Here is a 16,606-nt window from a genome sequence, read left to right on the forward strand (position 1 = left end):
ATTACGTTTTGTATTTTCTCTCAATATATTATAGACGGATTTTAGGTGTATTATTCACAAGGAAAAGCGTTAAAATTAGTTATGAGTGTAAATCATGAGTTATATACTTTCAACTCATCACTTACATCTTATCATTTACTAACATACATGCCCAACCATACGGCACCGATGCCCAATACACAACTGGATAAGGTATAAACAAATGCCAGCGTCATCTGGTTGTTGTTAGCCAGCGTTAAAGTTTCGCTGGCAAATGTGGAAAAAGTTGTAAAGCCTCCGCAAAATCCTGTTATAAGCAGAAACCGGAGATTATTGGAAGGTAAAAGGTTTGCGAATAACCCGATACAAAAGCAGCCCAGAATATTGACTGCAAATGTCCCGACAGGAAACGGGAACGGTTCTGATCGCGTTACCAGTACTGAGGCAAGGAAACGCATAACGCTGCCTACTGCTCCTCCTACACTGACTAAAAGAATCTGCTTTAACATAGTTCAAATTTACATGTTTATTTTTAAATAATAGATAAGCTGTTAAAAATACATTTAACAGGATCTGCTATTTATAACATTTTATGTTCAAGATCGTTTCAGGCAATATCAAATTCTATTAACTTTACTGACTAATCTTTTATACTCAAACTGATCATTACTATGAAAAAATATCTGTTTTTATTTATCTGTATTATTTTTACATCCGGAATATATGCACAAAATCTGAGAAAGGGACTGGTTGCACATTTTCCGATGGATGGAAATGCCCTGGATATGAGTAAATATAAAAACAACGGAATAGCCGAAGGCGTAATCCCAGCCAAAGACCGTTTAGGAAATGAGAACTCGGCCTACCAATTCGGTGGTGATGCCCTAATAAAAATACCGCATTCGAAATCCCTGAATATTAAAAAAGCGATAAGTATTGCCATTTGGATAAAAATGGACAGATATAAATATGGGGGTATGCGTATAATAGATAAAAATACCGCAGGAGGTATAGACGGTTATATGTTCGATACTTATAACTCATATACGAATGAGGGTACCGGATTACGTTTCGGAATGACAAACTTCGGCGCTAATTATTTTGACCGTATTCCTGTTAACGAATGGGTACATATAGCTTTTGTTTGCGGGAAAGGTAAATTCCAGTATTATATAAATGGCGAATTGAAGAAAACATCGAAAGCTCCCCTGAACTATTTCGGACAAAATACCCTTCCATTGATTATAGGTATGAGCCAGGGACAGTATGCCCGAGACGAATATTTCGAAGGGTGCATGGATAATTTGAGGTTATATAACCGTGTACTGTCGGAAGAAGAAGTTAGGCTCATCTATAACGAAAAGTGACACGTAAAAAGAATAAACATTTATTAATCAATCAGTTAAAAATGGAAACCCTTCATCAAAACATTCCGATTGCAGGATATGGGTGACGATACTATATTTGAAAATTATCAGCGCTACGATTTCTATCAGTTGCTATGGTTTACCAAAGCGGACGGTGATAATATTTACTTTCTGGACTTCAATGAATATAAGATAAAAGAAGACCAGATTGTGCTTATCTTTCCCGGACAGATAGATAAACTGGATGTGGAAGGCAAAGAAGGCTACCTGTTCACTATACATAATGATATCTTTTATAATATAAGCCAATAACTAAATTCCGACTACCTGAACAGGTATTTTCCCAATACCTTTATTTCATTAGACAACAATACAAAGATGGTACTGGAAAAATCTATGCAATACTTGTAGTCTTATTCCTGTATATCTTCGCTATCGGCAGATTATTCCCGACAACAGCCGAATTAGCTATTACTCCTTTTGATGAAGCCAATAATAGTGATACCGCATCGGCCCTGTTCGGTTCCATCCAGTTGCTGATCTATCTTTAAATTAGCTACTTATAACCTCCTCTCATATATCCCCCAGTTTTTAAATAAAAATCGGGGATTTTATTTAACCACCGTTAAATAAAAATGCATATATTTGCATATGCCAAAAATTCAAACAAACAAAGAAGAGCTGATAAAAAAATCGATGCTGGTATTCATTAAAACGGGATACTTCCACACCACATTGTCCAGTCTGGCAAAGGCCTGTAATATAGAAAAACCTCATTTTTACTATTATTTTAAGGATAAGAAAGATTTAATGAATCAGGTCCTCATTTATGCGAGTGATCAAATACAGAAGTTTGTATTCGATATAGCATATAAAAAAGATATGGAACCTTCTGCACGCTTACATGCAATACTCGATAACGTGCTGAAAATTCATACAAAAAATAAGTACGGGTGCCTGATGGGAAATACACTTCTCGAAACTGTTGGGAGGGAATCGTTTTTTAAGCCTGTACTATGCACCTATTTCAATAAATGGAGGGAAACTCTGATACATCTGTATCTGACCGCTTATGAAGAAGAGCTGGCAAAAGATATGGCAAACGAGGATGTTGCTAAATTGCAGGGAGGAATCATGCTGATGAGGCTCTACGATGATAAAGATGTTCTGAGGAAAGTAACTGATAATATCAAAACCAGACTATAATTTTTTGTAAATTATTATAATTAGCGTATAACAAATGAATGCAATCATTAATTCAATAGGGATTTATGTCCCTGAAAAACCGATAGACAACCATTATTTTGAAAGTATAATAGATACTACTGACGAATGGATAACCACCCGCACAGGTATCAGCCAGCGATTTTATGCTGCAGAGAACGAATATACCAGCGACCTGTGTGTAAAAGCAGTGCAAAACCTTGCGTCCAAATACAATAAGGATTTATCCGACATTGATTTTATCATTGTGGCTACCACGAGTGGTGAACAGGTTATGCCCAACATGGCAAGTCAGGTGCAAACCCGTTTGAATATTCCGAATGCGGGATGTATAGATGTTTATGCTGCATGCGCAGGGTTCGTATACGGCATTATTCTCGCCAAAGGGCTGATAGCCGCGGGCACACACAAGAAGGTACTGGTAATAGGTGCGGAAACACTTTCGAAAATCACCGATTTTACCGACCGGACTTCCTGTATACTGTTCGGAGACGGTGCAGGGGCTGTTATAGTAGAAGCCAGTGGCGAAAACCATATATTCGATGCACTGACCGAAACAGATGGCTCGCATGGGAAAGACCTGTATCTCGCGCATCAGAATGTACCGATAAACGGAGAGCCTGTTATTCCCGACCGCAACTTGCACCAAAATGGCAAAGTTGTTTTCAAATGGGCGGTAAGTACTTTAGTCGGAAAAATACAAGAACTGACATCCAGGAACCACCTGAAACTGGAGGATATAGACTGGCTTATACCGCACAGTGCAAATATCCGGATACTCGAATCGGTATGTTCTGGCTTGAATGTCCCTATGGATAAGTGTCTGGAAAGTATCAGAAACTATGGAAATACTTCGGCCGCATCCATTCCTATCGCCTGGTATAACGGCATAGAATCGGGTAAGGTAAAGCTGGATGACAACTTATTGCTGATCGGCTTTGGTGGAGGATTGACCTGTGCCGGAATATGCCTGCAAAATAAGATTGAAAAAAAATAAGGATATCTATTTGATTCACAAGAGGAAATGCATTCAGTTTTATTTCCTCTTTTTTATTCTTCCTCTTTTGTCTAAAAAAATAGACAAAATATTTTTATGTCTAATTTTTTAGACTACATTTGTGGTATAACTAAATTAATATCGCAATATGAAAAAGACAATCTTATTATTAGTATCATCAGTCCTTTCAGCAACTGTATGTTCACAACAGGTAATATCTGTCCGGAAAATAGATAAAGGAGACATAAAACAGGAAAAACTCGATGCTGCTACAATCCGCTGTTATTACAAATTCACTCAACCCGTCACAGCAGATAAGGAGACTCGTCAGCAAACAGATACGATGACTCTGGATATCGGCCAGAAAGTTTCCCGGTATTATGATGCTGCGCGTATGAAACGGGATTCTCTATTTGGCGACTTTATGAGCAATAAGTTAAATCCATCTACAATACAAAGCATATCAGTGATGAAAGACGGAGACATGTCCGTGTTGGATAACAAAGGTGGAACAACTTTCGATTCTACGACAAAAGGGGAGACCGCTCAATTATTCAAAAAACGCCCGACGGGAGAAATAATTACAATTGACAGGGCAGATAATGCTCCCCAAAAATACAAATGCACCGAAACTATCCCTGCACAGCGATGGAATATCTCGGCCGATACACTGACCATACTAGGCTATATCTGCCAGAAAGCGAATACGGAATTTCGCGGACGGAATTATGAAGCATGGTTCTCACCTGATATTCCGGTAAATGACGGACCGTGGAAGTTTTATGGATTACCGGGATTGATAATGAAAGTATCAGATTCGGAAAACCTGTTTTCATTTGAGATTATAGGCTTGGAAAATCTTGATAATCCGGTTGATATTACTATGGCTCAGGAAGATTATATGAAAGCCAGTATAAAAGATCTCGAAAAATTAAAGAAAAAACAATCGGGAGGTACTGCCGTAAATGTTAACGGAGGGAATGTAATAATGGTACAGAAAAAGAATAATAAAGAATACCTGTCCTTAGAAATTGATTAAACTCCAAGTCCATAAATATAAATGATGAAAAAATATCTCCTCACTCTCTTTATCCTTATATCCGGTTTCACACATGCGCAAACCGTCATCAAAGGGATTGTACTTGATGAGGGCAATAACCCTGTACCGGATATCAATGTTACTTTACAGGAAAAGGGGCGCTCCCTGATGCTCGGCTATGTATTGACTGATGAGACCGGAAAATATAAGATAGAGTATAAGGGTAAGAGTGACAGTATTGTTATCATTGTTTCGGGCTTTAATATCGGCAAACAATCTAAAACAGTTAGTAACCGGAGTCAGGATGTAAACTTTTCCATTATACAGGAGTCTATCGTTTTGAATGAAGTGAAGATAAAGCCGCCGAAAATAAGGCAGGCGGGAGATACGTTGAATTATATGGTGGAAAGTTTCAGCGACGCCAATGACCGTACAATAGGTGATGTATTGAAAAAAATGCCCGGCATACAGGTTAAAGACGACGGAGCAATACTTTACCAAGACAGGCCAATAAATAAATTTTATATCGAAAATGCGGATTTATTACAGGGCCGTTACGGCATAGCCACAAACAATATAGAAGCCAAAGATGTATCCACTGTACAGGTAATGGAAAACCACCAACCGGTGAAGGCACTGAAAGACCGCGAATTTTCAGAAGATGCCGCTATAAACCTCAAGTTGAAAGATTCAGCCAAAGGCACTCTTATCGCAAATGCACAGGCAGGTGTAGGCGCCGCACCCCTGCTTTGGAACAATGAGTTGACAGGAATGTATATTGCAAAAAAATTGCAGAATATAACTACCTATAAAGGTAATAACTCCGGCGATGATGCCGGGCGGGAGCTGAATTCGTTCTATTCGGGCGACGCTTCACGAATGAAAAGTAGCAGCCTGCTGAATGTACAGGCCCCGTCTTCCCCATCGATCAGTGAGAAGCGATATCTGGACAATCAGGCGAATATGGCTTCATTTAATAATCTGTGGAGTCTGAAAACGGATTACCAACTGACTGCAAATGTCAACTACCTAAACGATTACCAGCAAAAGAGCAGCTATGCATATACAGAAAACTACCTGCCAAACGACGAAACAATAAAGATAGAAGAACTGCTAAATTCGAGATTGAGAAAAGAAAGAATGGGGGCTGATATACAGTTGAATGCCAACAAAGAAAAATATTATTTCAACAACCTGCTGAAATTCGAAGGAATATGGGACAGGGAGCGGGGCGATGCCATTTCCACGGATAGCGTTTATCAGCGCTTGAAAAAGCCAAGCTATGGCATCAGTAATACGTTCAACCTGGTAAAAACGAACGAAAAACATACATGGACTTTCTATTCCTTCAACGGGTACAATACTTCGACTCAGACATTACGTGTACAGCCTGTATTGTATCAGCAATTGTTCGACCCTGTGCCTTCGCCGGAAGCCATGGTGCAAGAGGCCGAACGGAACGACTTCGCTTCATACAACAGAGTTACATGGGGGCTCGGCAAGGGTACTATAAAACAGAATTATACATTCGGATTCGACGCGGACTTACAGCAGCTCAAATCGGCATTACAAGCCGATACAAAAAGTGGATCCGGTAATTTGCCCGACACTCTTAGAAATGACATAAAGCAAAATAAGTTTGTATGGAAATTCTCACCCAATTATACATATTCAAAAGGATATAAACTGAACATATCATTGTCGTTACCGCTCAGTTATACAATATTGGACACGGACAACAATGTATCGGATAAAAAAGAGAATAAGGGCTATTTGTTTTTCAATCCCTCTCTGTTTGCCAGTTACAAATTATCGGCTTATTGGGATAGCTATCTGAATGCCGGTTATAGCAATTCGACGGGAAGCCTTAATAATATGTACACAGGATATATTATGTCTTCATACCGGAACTTATTGCGCAACGACGGGGAATTATTCAGACAACAATCCCAGAATTACAGCCTTGTGCTAAATTACAGGAATCCGATAACAACCTTGTTTGGGATGGCAAATATATCATATTACCGGAATAAGGTCAATCTGCTCTACGACTATTATTACAGTGGCATATTAAAACTGCAATCGACCATAGATATGCCGAATACAACAAGCGGAATAAATGCAAGTGTGCACGGCAGCAAAGAAATTGAATCCATAAACACTACTGTTTTTATAGGCGGTGGCTACAACAACAGCCAGTCTTCACAAATAAATCAGGGAGAACTTATAGATTATTCCAGTCAAAGCTTTTCGGTCTCGCCTCGCTTCCTGACAAAGTTTAGTTCGAGTGTAAGTTTCGAATATTCAATAAGGTATACGCAAAGCCAGAGCAGGATAAAAGATAGTAGCAGAAGCTTCGACCCTATACGCATAACATCACAAAATGCGCAATTGAATATTTTCCCGCTGAAAGGGCTGGTAATAAACCTGAGATATGAAAATTTCTATAATAATACAATTACTTCGGGCAGCAGATCTATGTCATTCGGCGATATAGGGGCAAAATATAAATGGAAAAAAGCTGAAATAATCCTCGATTGCACCAATATTTTCAATTCCGGACAATATATATCCACATCATACAGTGATGTGAGCAGATATTATTATTCTTACAATTTACGTCCGGCAGAAGTATTGTTGAAAGTGCGGTTCAAACTGAAATAGATTATTCAATGAATAGCTTTATTCCATATTTTAGAGTCTGTTTAACTTTTCGTTGTTGAATAATAAACGACTAAAATTGAATGATTATTCGACTCTTGTTCCTTCATTAATCCCTACATTTATCGTAAAAAAAATTGTATTATGAATAGAACAAGACTGATTCTTTTGGTGTGCTTATTTCTCTCTTCGTTTACGATGACTTCTTATAGTCAGGAAAAGATCCGCACGAATATTCCTCTGGACTCGATTGTATTGAGTGACCCGTGTATTTTAGCCGATCCGGCTACAGCTATGTATTATATGACCGGAACCGGAGGCAAGCTTTGGAAGAGTAAAGACCTGAGGCTCTGGGATGGCCCTTACACGGTAGCGCAAACCGATCCGGACTCATGGATGGGACCACGGCCTATGATCTGGGCGGCGGAGATCCATGCCTATAAAGATAAGTTCTATTATTTTGCCACTTTTACCAACCGTGCCGTAAAAATAGACACTGTAGCGGGAAATATAATCGAACGCAGGGCTTCACATGTATTGGTCAGCGACAAGCCTGACGGCCCTTATGTCCCGATGCAGGATAAAACATACCTGCCTGCGCACATGCCTACATTAGACGGTACCTTCTGGGTAGACAAGGATGGTAAGCCTTATATGATATATTGTTACGAATGGCTGCAAAACCAGAATGGGACAATGGAAAAAATAGAACTCAAACCCGATTTGAGCGGCTCTGTGGGTGAAGGCAAACTGCTTTTTCGTGCCAGCGACTCACCTTGGAGCAGAGAGAAAGATAAGGATGGGAACGACCGCCGCAATAAGGTCACAGATGGTCCCTATCTGTTCGAAACAGGTACCGGACGATTGGGTATGATCTGGACAAGCTGGATATATGATGTATATACGCAAGGGGTTGTTTACTCAGAAAGTGGAACCCTCGATGGCCCGTGGATACACGAACCGGAACCGATCACACCTCCCAATTTCGGGCATGGTATGCTCTTTCGCACACTCGACGGTAAGCTATTGATGTCTGTACACAGCCACAAAGAGATGCAGGATAGACACTACCACCGTGTACCTCATTTGTTTGAAGTGGATATTACGGGTGACAATCTGGTTGTAGGCAGGCAGTATATTCCTTAATCCTGATTAATTTTTTTCCAAAGAAAAGCTATATTAAAATATCAGTACATAGTATAAAATTAATATCTGAAAATATATAAACAGATTAAATAATAATTATCTATATGGCAGAACTTATAATTATAAATATTATAGGTTCTGCGCTCTTTGAAATAATCCTTTAGTGTATTGACCTCCTGAAAAATCGATAAATAAAAAATGAGTAAAAGTTGTAACTTTTGTTACCTTTTTGCTCCTTAGTGTCTTTGTTGAGTTTTTAACCACGAAGTAAAAGGAGTAACACGGAGTTTTTTGTTAACAGAATACTTCGCTTGGCTCAGTATGACAAGATAATTATTAATTTTTCATTCTTAATTATTAATTGTTTTTCGTGTTACCTTTGTTACCTTTTAACTATATATAGTTAGCGAATGTAAAAAATGCAAGATAAAATAATGAAAAAAGTGTCAGATGTGTCAGGTTTTAACGAAATATAGTTAATTAATGTAAATTATATAATAAGTAATGAGTTAGAGTTTTCGTCTTTACGAGAGAAACTTTTTAGGGAAGAAACGCTTCGCTTCGCTCATTATGACAAACAAATTATTAATTTTTCATTTTTAATTATTAATTGATTTCCGTTACTTTTCCTACAGAGAAAAGAAGTTACTACTTTACACTCCATTTACTAAACTTTTTAACATTATTATTGTTGAATCTTTAATTATCTTATCTTTGCATTCTTAAAATGATTTAAATATCAGACATACATTTATGTATAAAAGACTTCTCACAACCTCCGGTATATTCATTATCACTGCAATATCCGTATATTCCCAGTTTGCCATACACAAAACAGTAGTTCCTGCCCAACCTGCCGACTCTATAGATATCGCTTTCTATTCCAAAAAGAAAGGGCTTGGAGCTGCGACCCAGATATTTTCATTCAATATGGGTTTATGGGCTTTTAACAGATATGTCGCCAAACAGGACTATGCGTATATCGATATCCATACCATCAGAAAAAACATCAAGCATAAGTGGGTATGGGATAATGATGATATGGGCAATAATATGTTTCTCCACCCCTACCATGGCAATCTTTACTTCAATTCGGCCCGTTCGCGGGGATATAACTTCTGGGAGTCTGGAGCCTTTGCCCTTGGGGGAAGCGCTATGTGGGAGTTGTTCATGGAAAATGAATATCCATCGGTTAATGATATTATAGCCACACCTATCGGAGGACTTGCCTTAGGTGAAGTATTTTACCGTACATCCGATCTGGTTCTCGACGACAGGAGGGATGGCATGAACCGTTTCGGACGCGAATTAGCAGGGTTCATTATAGCACCTACACGAGGCCTTACCCGTGTACTGAATGGTGATGCTTGGCGTAGGCGTGCCACCACAGGTAAGCAATTCGGGATACCTGATGTATCTGTAGAAATAGCTTCGGGCGTACGTATACTTGAGCTGAAAGGTGAAATACTGGACAAAGGGGTCGGTGCTGCCGTCGATATCAATATCGAATATGGTGACCGTTTCGCTACAGAAAACGAAAAGCCTTACGACTACTTCTCGTTCCGTAGCAACCTGAATGTTCAGGGCTCACAACCGCTGCTCAGCCAATTGAACATCCTGGGACGCCTTTATGTAACAGAAGTGATCGATAATGAAAAAGACTTTCTTAGCTTCGGATTTTATCAACATTTCGATTATTACGACTCTGATACGATATCCGATGTATCGGGCAAAATCCCGTATAAATTCTGTACTCCTGCTTCTGCAGGTTCGGGATTCATATATGAAAATAAGCGATGGAAGGATTTAAGATTCACAGCCTTTATGCACGGCACACTTGTCCTATTGGGTGGTACACTCAGCGACCATTATGTAGTGGACAAACGAAATTACAATCTGGCAAGCGGATTCAGCTCCAAAATAGGAGGAAGCCTTACCTATAAAAACAAAATAAGCGTGTCTACCTCTTACGAGATGTATCGTATGTTTACATGGAAAGGCTATCCGGAAAATGTAGACTGGGAAAACATAAATGTACACGAGTTTGATTATCAGGGTGACAAGTCGCAGGCAATACTCCATGCTTTTACTCTAAGAGCCGATCTGAAAATGACCGATCATCTCTATCTGACCGGGATATATAGTAATTATACCAGAGATACGAATTACAAGTACTTTGAAGACGTTTTCTCCAAAACATCCGAAGGCCGTTTACTGTTAAGCTATAAATTCTAAAAATATGATAATAACCGAAGTACCATACCATGATGTGCTCACCATGCGCCAACAAGTGATGTATCCCGATAAAGATACGGAATTCGTAAAATTATCTGATGATGACCGGGGTTTACACATCGGAGTGTACGAGAAGGACGAACTGGTATCTGTTATGTCTATTTTCCTTCATGGAAGAGACGTACAATTCCGTAAACTCGCGACACGTAACGACATGCAGGGTAAAGGCTTTGCCTCGGCCCTTATGCAGTGGCTTATCGATTATGCCAACGATATGAAGCTAAACCGGCTATGGTGCAACGCCCGTATAAATGCAACCGGCTTTTACTCGAAATTCGGATATGAGGAAACGGATGAGCGCTTCTCAAAAAACGGATATGAATATGTAGTTATGGAACGAAAATTCTAATTTGAAAATTAGCTTATTTTAAATTAGCAAATATGTGAATAAAATTATTCTTAACACTAATTCTAATATCAAACTTTTCCTACACCCCATTTGTTTTAACATCATTATTAACTAGTTATACACTAAAATGGAAAAAAGAAAAATAGGAAAATCAGATCTGGAAGTCTACCCTTTCTGCTTGGGAGGAAATGTTTTCGGCTGGACAGCCAATGAGAAAGCATCATTTGAAATTCTTGATGCATACACCGATGCAGGGTTTAATTTCATAGATACGGCAAATGTATATTCAGCATGGGTGCCCGGTAATGAAGGAGGAGAATCGGAAACTATTATTGGTAATTGGCTGAAGAAATCAGGAAAAAGAAAAGACCTTATTATTGCTACTAAAGTAGGAGCCGCATTTTCTCCGGATAATAAAGGCTTGAAAAAAGATTATATATTAAGACAGGTAGAAGATTCTCTACAACGCCTGCAAACAGATTATATAGACCTCTACTTTTCTCATTACGACGACCTGTTTACTCCACAGGAGGAAACCCTGGAAGCTTATTCCCAGCTGATAAAAGATGGTAAAGTCCGTTATATAGGGGCTTCGAATATGAGTGCAGAAAGACTTGTAGAATCTATTCATAAAAGTAAGGATAACGGATATGCCGAATATATCTGCCTCCAACCTGAGTATAATCTCTATGACAGATATAAGTATGAAACAGAGTACGAGCGCATAGTAGAAAGATACGGACTGGGTGTAGTCAGCTATTATTCTTTGGCTAGCGGTTTTCTTACAGGAAAATACAAATTTGATGAAGAGGTTAAAGGAAATAGATCCGATGCCGTAAATGAGTATATGAACGATAGAGGAAGACGTATTCTGGATGCATTGACTCTGGTCGCGGAACAGTTAAATGCCACACCAGCCCAGGTCGCTCTTGCCTGGCTTATAGCGCATCCATCTATTACTGCACCTATAGCCAGCGTTTCCAAAGCTACCCAGCTCGATATACTGAAAGCTGTTGATCTGAAATTAGATGAAGAGACTGTTGACAGGCTGAGCAATGCCAGCGAATAAGAAAAACATTCAAAGGTCATATATAGAAACAAAAAGGACAGGCCTTCAGACCTGTCCTCTTCTATATAATCAAAATCTTATTTTAGTGTCCGCCACAACCACAGCCTGAACCGCAACCGCCGGCCATTTCTTTCTCATCATGGCTACCGCATCCGCAAGAGTCTTCTTCGCCATCTCCGCAACCACAACCGGAACCACATCCACAACCTCCCTGAGGAGCAAATAATGCCGCTATTTCTTCAGGAGAAGATTCTCTGACATTAAGAACCTTGCCCGAGAAGTTCAAAGTTTCACCTGCTAACGGGTGGTTGAAGTCCATCTTGATAACATCGTCCTTAACTTCTACTACAGAACCGTTCAGGCGGTTACCATTCGAGTCCATCATCGGTACCATATTACCTTCGAAGATCACTTCCTCATTTAATTTGCCGTCTTGCTCAAATATATGGCGGGGTAAATCTACCAATGCGTCATCGTCGTATTCACCGTATGCTTCGTCCGGAGTAAGTACGAAATCGAAAGAATCGCCTTCTGTCAATCCGTCCAGGTTCTTTTCAAAAGCCTCAAGCATCGAGTTTGTTCCGTAGATAAATTCAAGTGGAGTCTCAGCTGTAGCTCTTTCCATTAGTTCACGTTCTTCACCTTCACCTACATTCAGATCATAAGATAAAGAAACAAACTTATTTGTTGAAATTTTCATTTTAAGTATTTGTTTGTTTAATTAATAACCAAAGTCCGTTGAGACTCTTTTGTTTATTCTTTGATGACAACAATCGTGCCTGATTTCGCTTTAAAACAACTTTCTTAGCCTATTTGTTTGGAATCTATCGCCTTTTTAAGATTATCCAACGCTTTCCGGATATTAGCCAAAGGTGTGCCCACATTTAGGCGCATATATCCTTCTCCTCCCTGTCCGAACATGGTTCCATCGTTAAGTGCCAATTTGGCATCCTTTACAAATAGCGAAACCAATTCTTTTTGCCGAAGCCCGAGCCCTTTACAATCGAGCCAGACAAGGAAAGAAGCCTGTGGCAACATAACCTTTATCTGAGGTATATTCTCTTTCAGGTATTCATCTACAAAAGTAATGTTTTTCCAGATATAGTCCTTAGCCTCTGCAAGCCACTCATCGCCATGTTCATAAACAGCCTGTGCGGCAATATAGGCAAAGATATGCCCTTCTTCGAGTTCACTGCTCGAAAGATAGGCATTGAACCGGTCCCGTAGATCCTTATTTGGTATAATAGAATAGGAACTTACTATACCTGCTATATTGAATGTCTTACTTGGTGCCATAAATGTTATGCTGTTTTGAGCAGCTTTTTCTGACACACTGGCAAAAGGAATATGTTTATATGGAGTAAATGCCAAATCGGAATGAATCTCATCTGAGATAATAAGGATATTATTATCATAACAGATTTCAGCTATATCAAACAATTCCTGCCGTGTCCATACCCGTCCGCCGGGATTATGAGGATTGCAAAGAATAAGGACCTTACATGACGGATCGATCATTTTTTTCAATCCCTCCAAATCCATTCTATATTGCCCGGACTCCAATATCAACGGGTTATCCGCTACCGGACGGTGGTGCAATGTGGGAATTATACGAAAAGGGTGATAAACAGGCGGCTGAATGATCACTTTATCCTCTTTGGTTGTAAAGCAGTCGATAACAAAAGCAATTCCTTTGACAATACCGGGAATGAATGTTAACCATTCCTGTGCTATCTTCCAGTCATGTTTTTTGTTCACCCAGTTGATTATAGAATCATAATATGCCTGAGATGGACATGTATATCCAAATATACCATGTTTTGCCCGCTCTATAATAGCCTCTCTAACTGCCGGAGGTGACAAAAAGTCCATATCGGCTACCCATAGGGGTATCAGATCAGGATTTCCATAGCGCGGCTCCAGTGCGTCAGTTTTAAGGGCATTTGTTCCTTTGCGGTCGATTATCTGGTCGAAATTATATTTCACAATTCGGTTATATTAAATTAGCAACCGCAAAGGTACAGAATAGTTAGCAGAATAAAGTCTTAATAAAAGATAGAAATTATTTATTTGTATGGATCATCAGATAATATTCATTCATTTCAACGGCTTTGCGATAACCGGAATAATAGGTTATGAGATATACATTCTTTTCAAATCAGTACCTATCGATAAAACAGAAAGCCGTAATCTCCCGATTACAGCTTTCTGAACTAAATTAACCTAAAAATATTCCACTAAGGTCTCAGGCCTTTTTATTAGTTCTGTATCTGCAACAACAATAGTTATACTTGAAATATGTTGCATTAATACATTCTATCGCTTATATAAGATTGATCCTTAATGTTTGTGGGATAAATAATCGGATATCCCCTCTTGTGTTGCCTTTAGTGCTTTATCTCCTTTTTTCCAGTTAGCAGGGCAAACTTCGCCATATTCTTCAGTAAACTGAAGGGCATCGATTACACGAAGAATTTCATCCACGCTACGGCCTAATGGCATATCATTTACCACCTGATGGCGCACTACACCTTCCTTATCGATAAGGAAAAGACCGCGATAAGCCTGAGGAGCACCGTTAAATACGTCTTCGCCCTCATCGTTATAATCGAATGCTCCGGCCAATACATCATATGCCGAAGATATCATTAAACTCTGATCCGCCACCAATGGATATTTAACCCCTTTGATGCCACCATCGTTTTGTTCTGTTTGCAGCCACTTCCAGTGTGAAAAAGCTGAATCGGTTGAAGCTCCGACCACTGCAACATTACGGGATTCGAATTCTGCTATTTTTTCCTGAAAAGCGATGATCTCAGTTGGACAAACAAATGTAAAATCGGCCGGATAGAAAAAGAATACGACATATTTCTTACCTTTGAATTGTTCCAAAGAAAAACCTTCTACTATTTCGTTACCGTTTACCACTGCATTAGCCTTGAATACAGGCGCTTTTTTTCCTACTAATACTGACATAATTTATTATTTTTTGAGTTAGTTATTTTCAATTGTGACACAAATATAAACCCTTATTTTCAATAAGTCAAATAGATAATTATTATGTTAATATTGATATCGTTTATACTATTTTTATAAATCGGAGATTCAAAAGATATTCACTATTTTTGCAAGCGTTAAGTTTAGATAGAATTTAATGATATGATCTAAAGCGATAAGCTGATACCCGTTGTTTCGCTTACTTGAATAATAAAATAGGTCTATGACCTTAAATAATTGAAAATGCTTCTCTTCTTCAATCCCGGACATGAAACTGCTGTAAAAAACAGTTCTCCATATTATACAGCGCCGTCAAATATTGCATCGATGCAAAAGGAACTGTCTTTCCTTCCGGCATGGTATGGCGCAGCCTGCGATTCAGTCTTGATTGACGAAAATAATGATACCGGATTTTATCGATTTCTATTAGAATATTTTCCGTCACTATCTAAGCATATAATTGCCGAAAACTTACATCATTACCCGGAACTGGAGGTGTCATTATGGGGAATATCACCACAAGCCATATATTACTTCTGCGAACTGAATAAAAAATATGATACAAGCCTGAAGATACCGGAATGGAATGAGGCATACACCTACCTTAATAGCAGGCAGGCTGCAAACGATTGTTTAAAAGACATTATTGCAAACATACCCGAAATATCAGAAAATATCGCCACACATTTTTATAAAAAGCTGGAAGATATTGAAGAAGCTGTAAATAGTTCTCCTCAACAATTATTGGCAAAAGCGCCTTATTCTTCATCAGGCCGGGGCTTACTGTGGCTTCCATCAACTGGACTGACACGAACAGAACGACAAATATTGCATGGCATACTAAAAAAGCAAGGCAGTGTATCCATCGAAAGGGTTTTAGATAAACAAGTTGATTTCGCTATGGAATTTATTTGTGATGGACAAGGAGGAATCGACTTTGCGGGATACTCTTTATTCTATACCACCAATAAAGGTGCATATCAGGGAAATTATCTGGGTTCGCAAGAGAATATCGTAAATGAGCTAATGACGAATATCCCGCTATCCCTTCTGGATAAAATCAAGTTAGAACTCATCGCTATTTTAAAAGAGAGATACGCATTTGTTTACAAAGGTTGTATCGGAGTGGATATGCTTATATATAAAGAAGAGGGTGGGTATAAGATACACCCTTGCCTGGAGATAAATATGCGCTACAATATGGGATATCTGGCAATCCGTCTGTTCGAGAATTATATATCGCCCCTGTCGGACGGCAGATATCACCTTGAGTTCAGTTCCGGAGAAGGAGAAATCTTTAATCGCCACAAATTGATGGAAGAGCAATATCCTGCTGTATTTAAAGACAACAGGCTGATCGAAGGTTATCTTCCTCTTTGCCCTGTGAACAAAAACAGCAAATATTGGGCTTATATAATCGTTAAGTCGTTATCAAAAGAATAGAACATTAAATCTCAACTACCGATTCATATAACTTGTAACT

At 39.0% G+C, this 16,606-nt stretch carries 17 protein-coding genes; 12 read left to right on the forward strand and 5 right to left on the reverse strand.

Annotation, left to right across the window (positions count from 1 at the left end):
- Window positions 1-131: 131 nt before the first annotated feature.
- The gene (gene crcB, locus HMPREF9455_RS14325; RefSeq protein ID WP_006800436.1) at window positions 132-488 is read right to left on the reverse strand and encodes a fluoride efflux transporter CrcB; all 357 of its coding nucleotides are present in this window, start codon (window positions 486-488) and stop codon (window positions 132-134) included.
- A gap of 162 nt (window positions 489-650) precedes the next feature.
- Between crcB and HMPREF9455_RS14330 the strand changes: the two genes are divergently transcribed.
- Both HMPREF9455_RS14330 and HMPREF9455_RS14335 read left to right on the forward strand, forming a co-directional pair.
- Complete coding sequence (locus tag HMPREF9455_RS14330; protein ID WP_006800437.1) at window positions 651-1,346, forward strand: LamG domain-containing protein; 696 nt, start codon at window positions 651-653, stop codon at window positions 1,344-1,346.
- A 78-nt stretch (window positions 1,347-1,424) separates the two neighbouring features.
- Window positions 1,425-1,658, forward strand: a complete 234-nt coding sequence (locus HMPREF9455_RS14335; RefSeq protein ID WP_006800438.1) for a hypothetical protein — start codon at window positions 1,425-1,427, stop codon at window positions 1,656-1,658.
- Window positions 1,659-1,740: 82 nt separating this feature from the next.
- Here the strand turns inward: HMPREF9455_RS14335 and HMPREF9455_RS21875 are convergent, their stop codons facing one another.
- Window positions 1,741-1,875, reverse strand: a complete 135-nt coding sequence (locus tag HMPREF9455_RS21875; protein ID WP_260397867.1) for a hypothetical protein — start codon at window positions 1,873-1,875, stop codon at window positions 1,741-1,743.
- Window positions 1,876-1,997: 122 nt separating this feature from the next.
- Here HMPREF9455_RS21875 and HMPREF9455_RS14340 point away from each other — a divergent pair, with 122 nt between their 5' ends.
- The 8 genes from HMPREF9455_RS14340 (at window position 1,998) to HMPREF9455_RS14375 (ending at window position 12,126) form a co-directional block, all read left to right on the forward strand.
- A complete protein-coding gene (locus HMPREF9455_RS14340; protein WP_006800439.1) occupies window positions 1,998-2,552 on the forward strand; it encodes a TetR/AcrR family transcriptional regulator in 555 nt (184 codons plus the stop codon).
- A 34-nt stretch (window positions 2,553-2,586) separates the two neighbouring features.
- Entirely contained in the window at window positions 2,587-3,567 is a 981-nt protein-coding gene (locus tag HMPREF9455_RS14345) for a ketoacyl-ACP synthase III (protein ID WP_006800440.1), read from the forward strand.
- Window positions 3,568-3,715: 148 nt separating this feature from the next.
- Complete coding sequence (locus HMPREF9455_RS20770) at window positions 3,716-4,606, forward strand: GLPGLI family protein (protein ID WP_006800441.1); 891 nt, start codon at window positions 3,716-3,718, stop codon at window positions 4,604-4,606.
- Window positions 4,607-4,627: 21 nt separating this feature from the next.
- Window positions 4,628-7,270 carry a TonB-dependent receptor gene (locus tag HMPREF9455_RS14355; RefSeq protein WP_006800442.1) on the forward strand — a complete coding sequence of 881 codons (2,643 nt, stop codon included), beginning with the start codon at window positions 4,628-4,630 and terminating at the stop codon, window positions 7,268-7,270.
- A 195-nt stretch (window positions 7,271-7,465) separates the two neighbouring features.
- Complete coding sequence (locus HMPREF9455_RS14360) at window positions 7,466-8,413, forward strand: glycoside hydrolase family 43 protein (protein ID WP_044216377.1); 948 nt, start codon at window positions 7,466-7,468, stop codon at window positions 8,411-8,413.
- 753 nt (window positions 8,414-9,166) lie between these two features.
- Entirely contained in the window at window positions 9,167-10,648 is a 1,482-nt protein-coding gene (locus HMPREF9455_RS14365; protein ID WP_006800444.1) for a DUF3943 domain-containing protein, read from the forward strand.
- A gap of 4 nt (window positions 10,649-10,652) precedes the next feature.
- Window positions 10,653-11,057: a GNAT family N-acetyltransferase gene (locus HMPREF9455_RS14370; protein ID WP_006800445.1), complete on the forward strand. Its 405-nt coding sequence runs from the start codon at window positions 10,653-10,655 to the stop codon at window positions 11,055-11,057.
- Window positions 11,058-11,184: 127 nt separating this feature from the next.
- Window positions 11,185-12,126, forward strand: coding sequence for an aldo/keto reductase (locus HMPREF9455_RS14375; RefSeq protein WP_006800446.1), 942 nt, complete (start codon window positions 11,185-11,187; stop codon window positions 12,124-12,126).
- An 82-nt stretch (window positions 12,127-12,208) separates the two neighbouring features.
- Here the strand turns inward: HMPREF9455_RS14375 and HMPREF9455_RS14380 are convergent, their stop codons facing one another.
- On the reverse strand, window positions 12,209-12,826 hold the full coding sequence (locus tag HMPREF9455_RS14380; protein ID WP_006800448.1) for an FKBP-type peptidyl-prolyl cis-trans isomerase: 618 nt from the start codon (window positions 12,824-12,826) through the stop codon (window positions 12,209-12,211).
- 104 nt (window positions 12,827-12,930) lie between these two features.
- Window positions 12,931-14,112 (reverse strand): MalY/PatB family protein, encoded by a 1,182-nt coding sequence (locus tag HMPREF9455_RS14385; protein WP_006800449.1) that lies wholly within the window; start codon window positions 14,110-14,112, stop codon window positions 12,931-12,933.
- Between the two features lie 88 nt (window positions 14,113-14,200).
- On the opposite strand from HMPREF9455_RS14385, the gene HMPREF9455_RS21410 reads away from it, so the two are divergent.
- Window positions 14,201-14,338, forward strand: coding sequence for a hypothetical protein (locus HMPREF9455_RS21410; RefSeq protein ID WP_006800450.1), 138 nt, complete (start codon window positions 14,201-14,203; stop codon window positions 14,336-14,338).
- Window positions 14,339-14,466: 128 nt separating this feature from the next.
- Here HMPREF9455_RS21410 and HMPREF9455_RS14390 read toward each other — a convergent pair whose 3' ends face one another.
- Window positions 14,467-15,102 carry a peroxiredoxin gene (locus HMPREF9455_RS14390; RefSeq protein ID WP_006800451.1) on the reverse strand — a complete coding sequence of 212 codons (636 nt, stop codon included), beginning with the start codon at window positions 15,100-15,102 and terminating at the stop codon, window positions 14,467-14,469.
- 264 nt (window positions 15,103-15,366) lie between these two features.
- On the opposite strand from HMPREF9455_RS14390, the gene HMPREF9455_RS14395 reads away from it, so the two are divergent.
- Window positions 15,367-16,566, forward strand: a complete 1,200-nt coding sequence (locus HMPREF9455_RS14395; protein WP_006800452.1) for a hypothetical protein — start codon at window positions 15,367-15,369, stop codon at window positions 16,564-16,566.
- Window positions 16,567-16,606 lie beyond the last annotated feature (40 nt).

Source organism: Dysgonomonas gadei ATCC BAA-286, assembly GCF_000213555.1.
In the GTDB taxonomy this organism is placed as follows: domain Bacteria; phylum Bacteroidota; class Bacteroidia; order Bacteroidales; family Dysgonomonadaceae; genus Dysgonomonas; species Dysgonomonas gadei.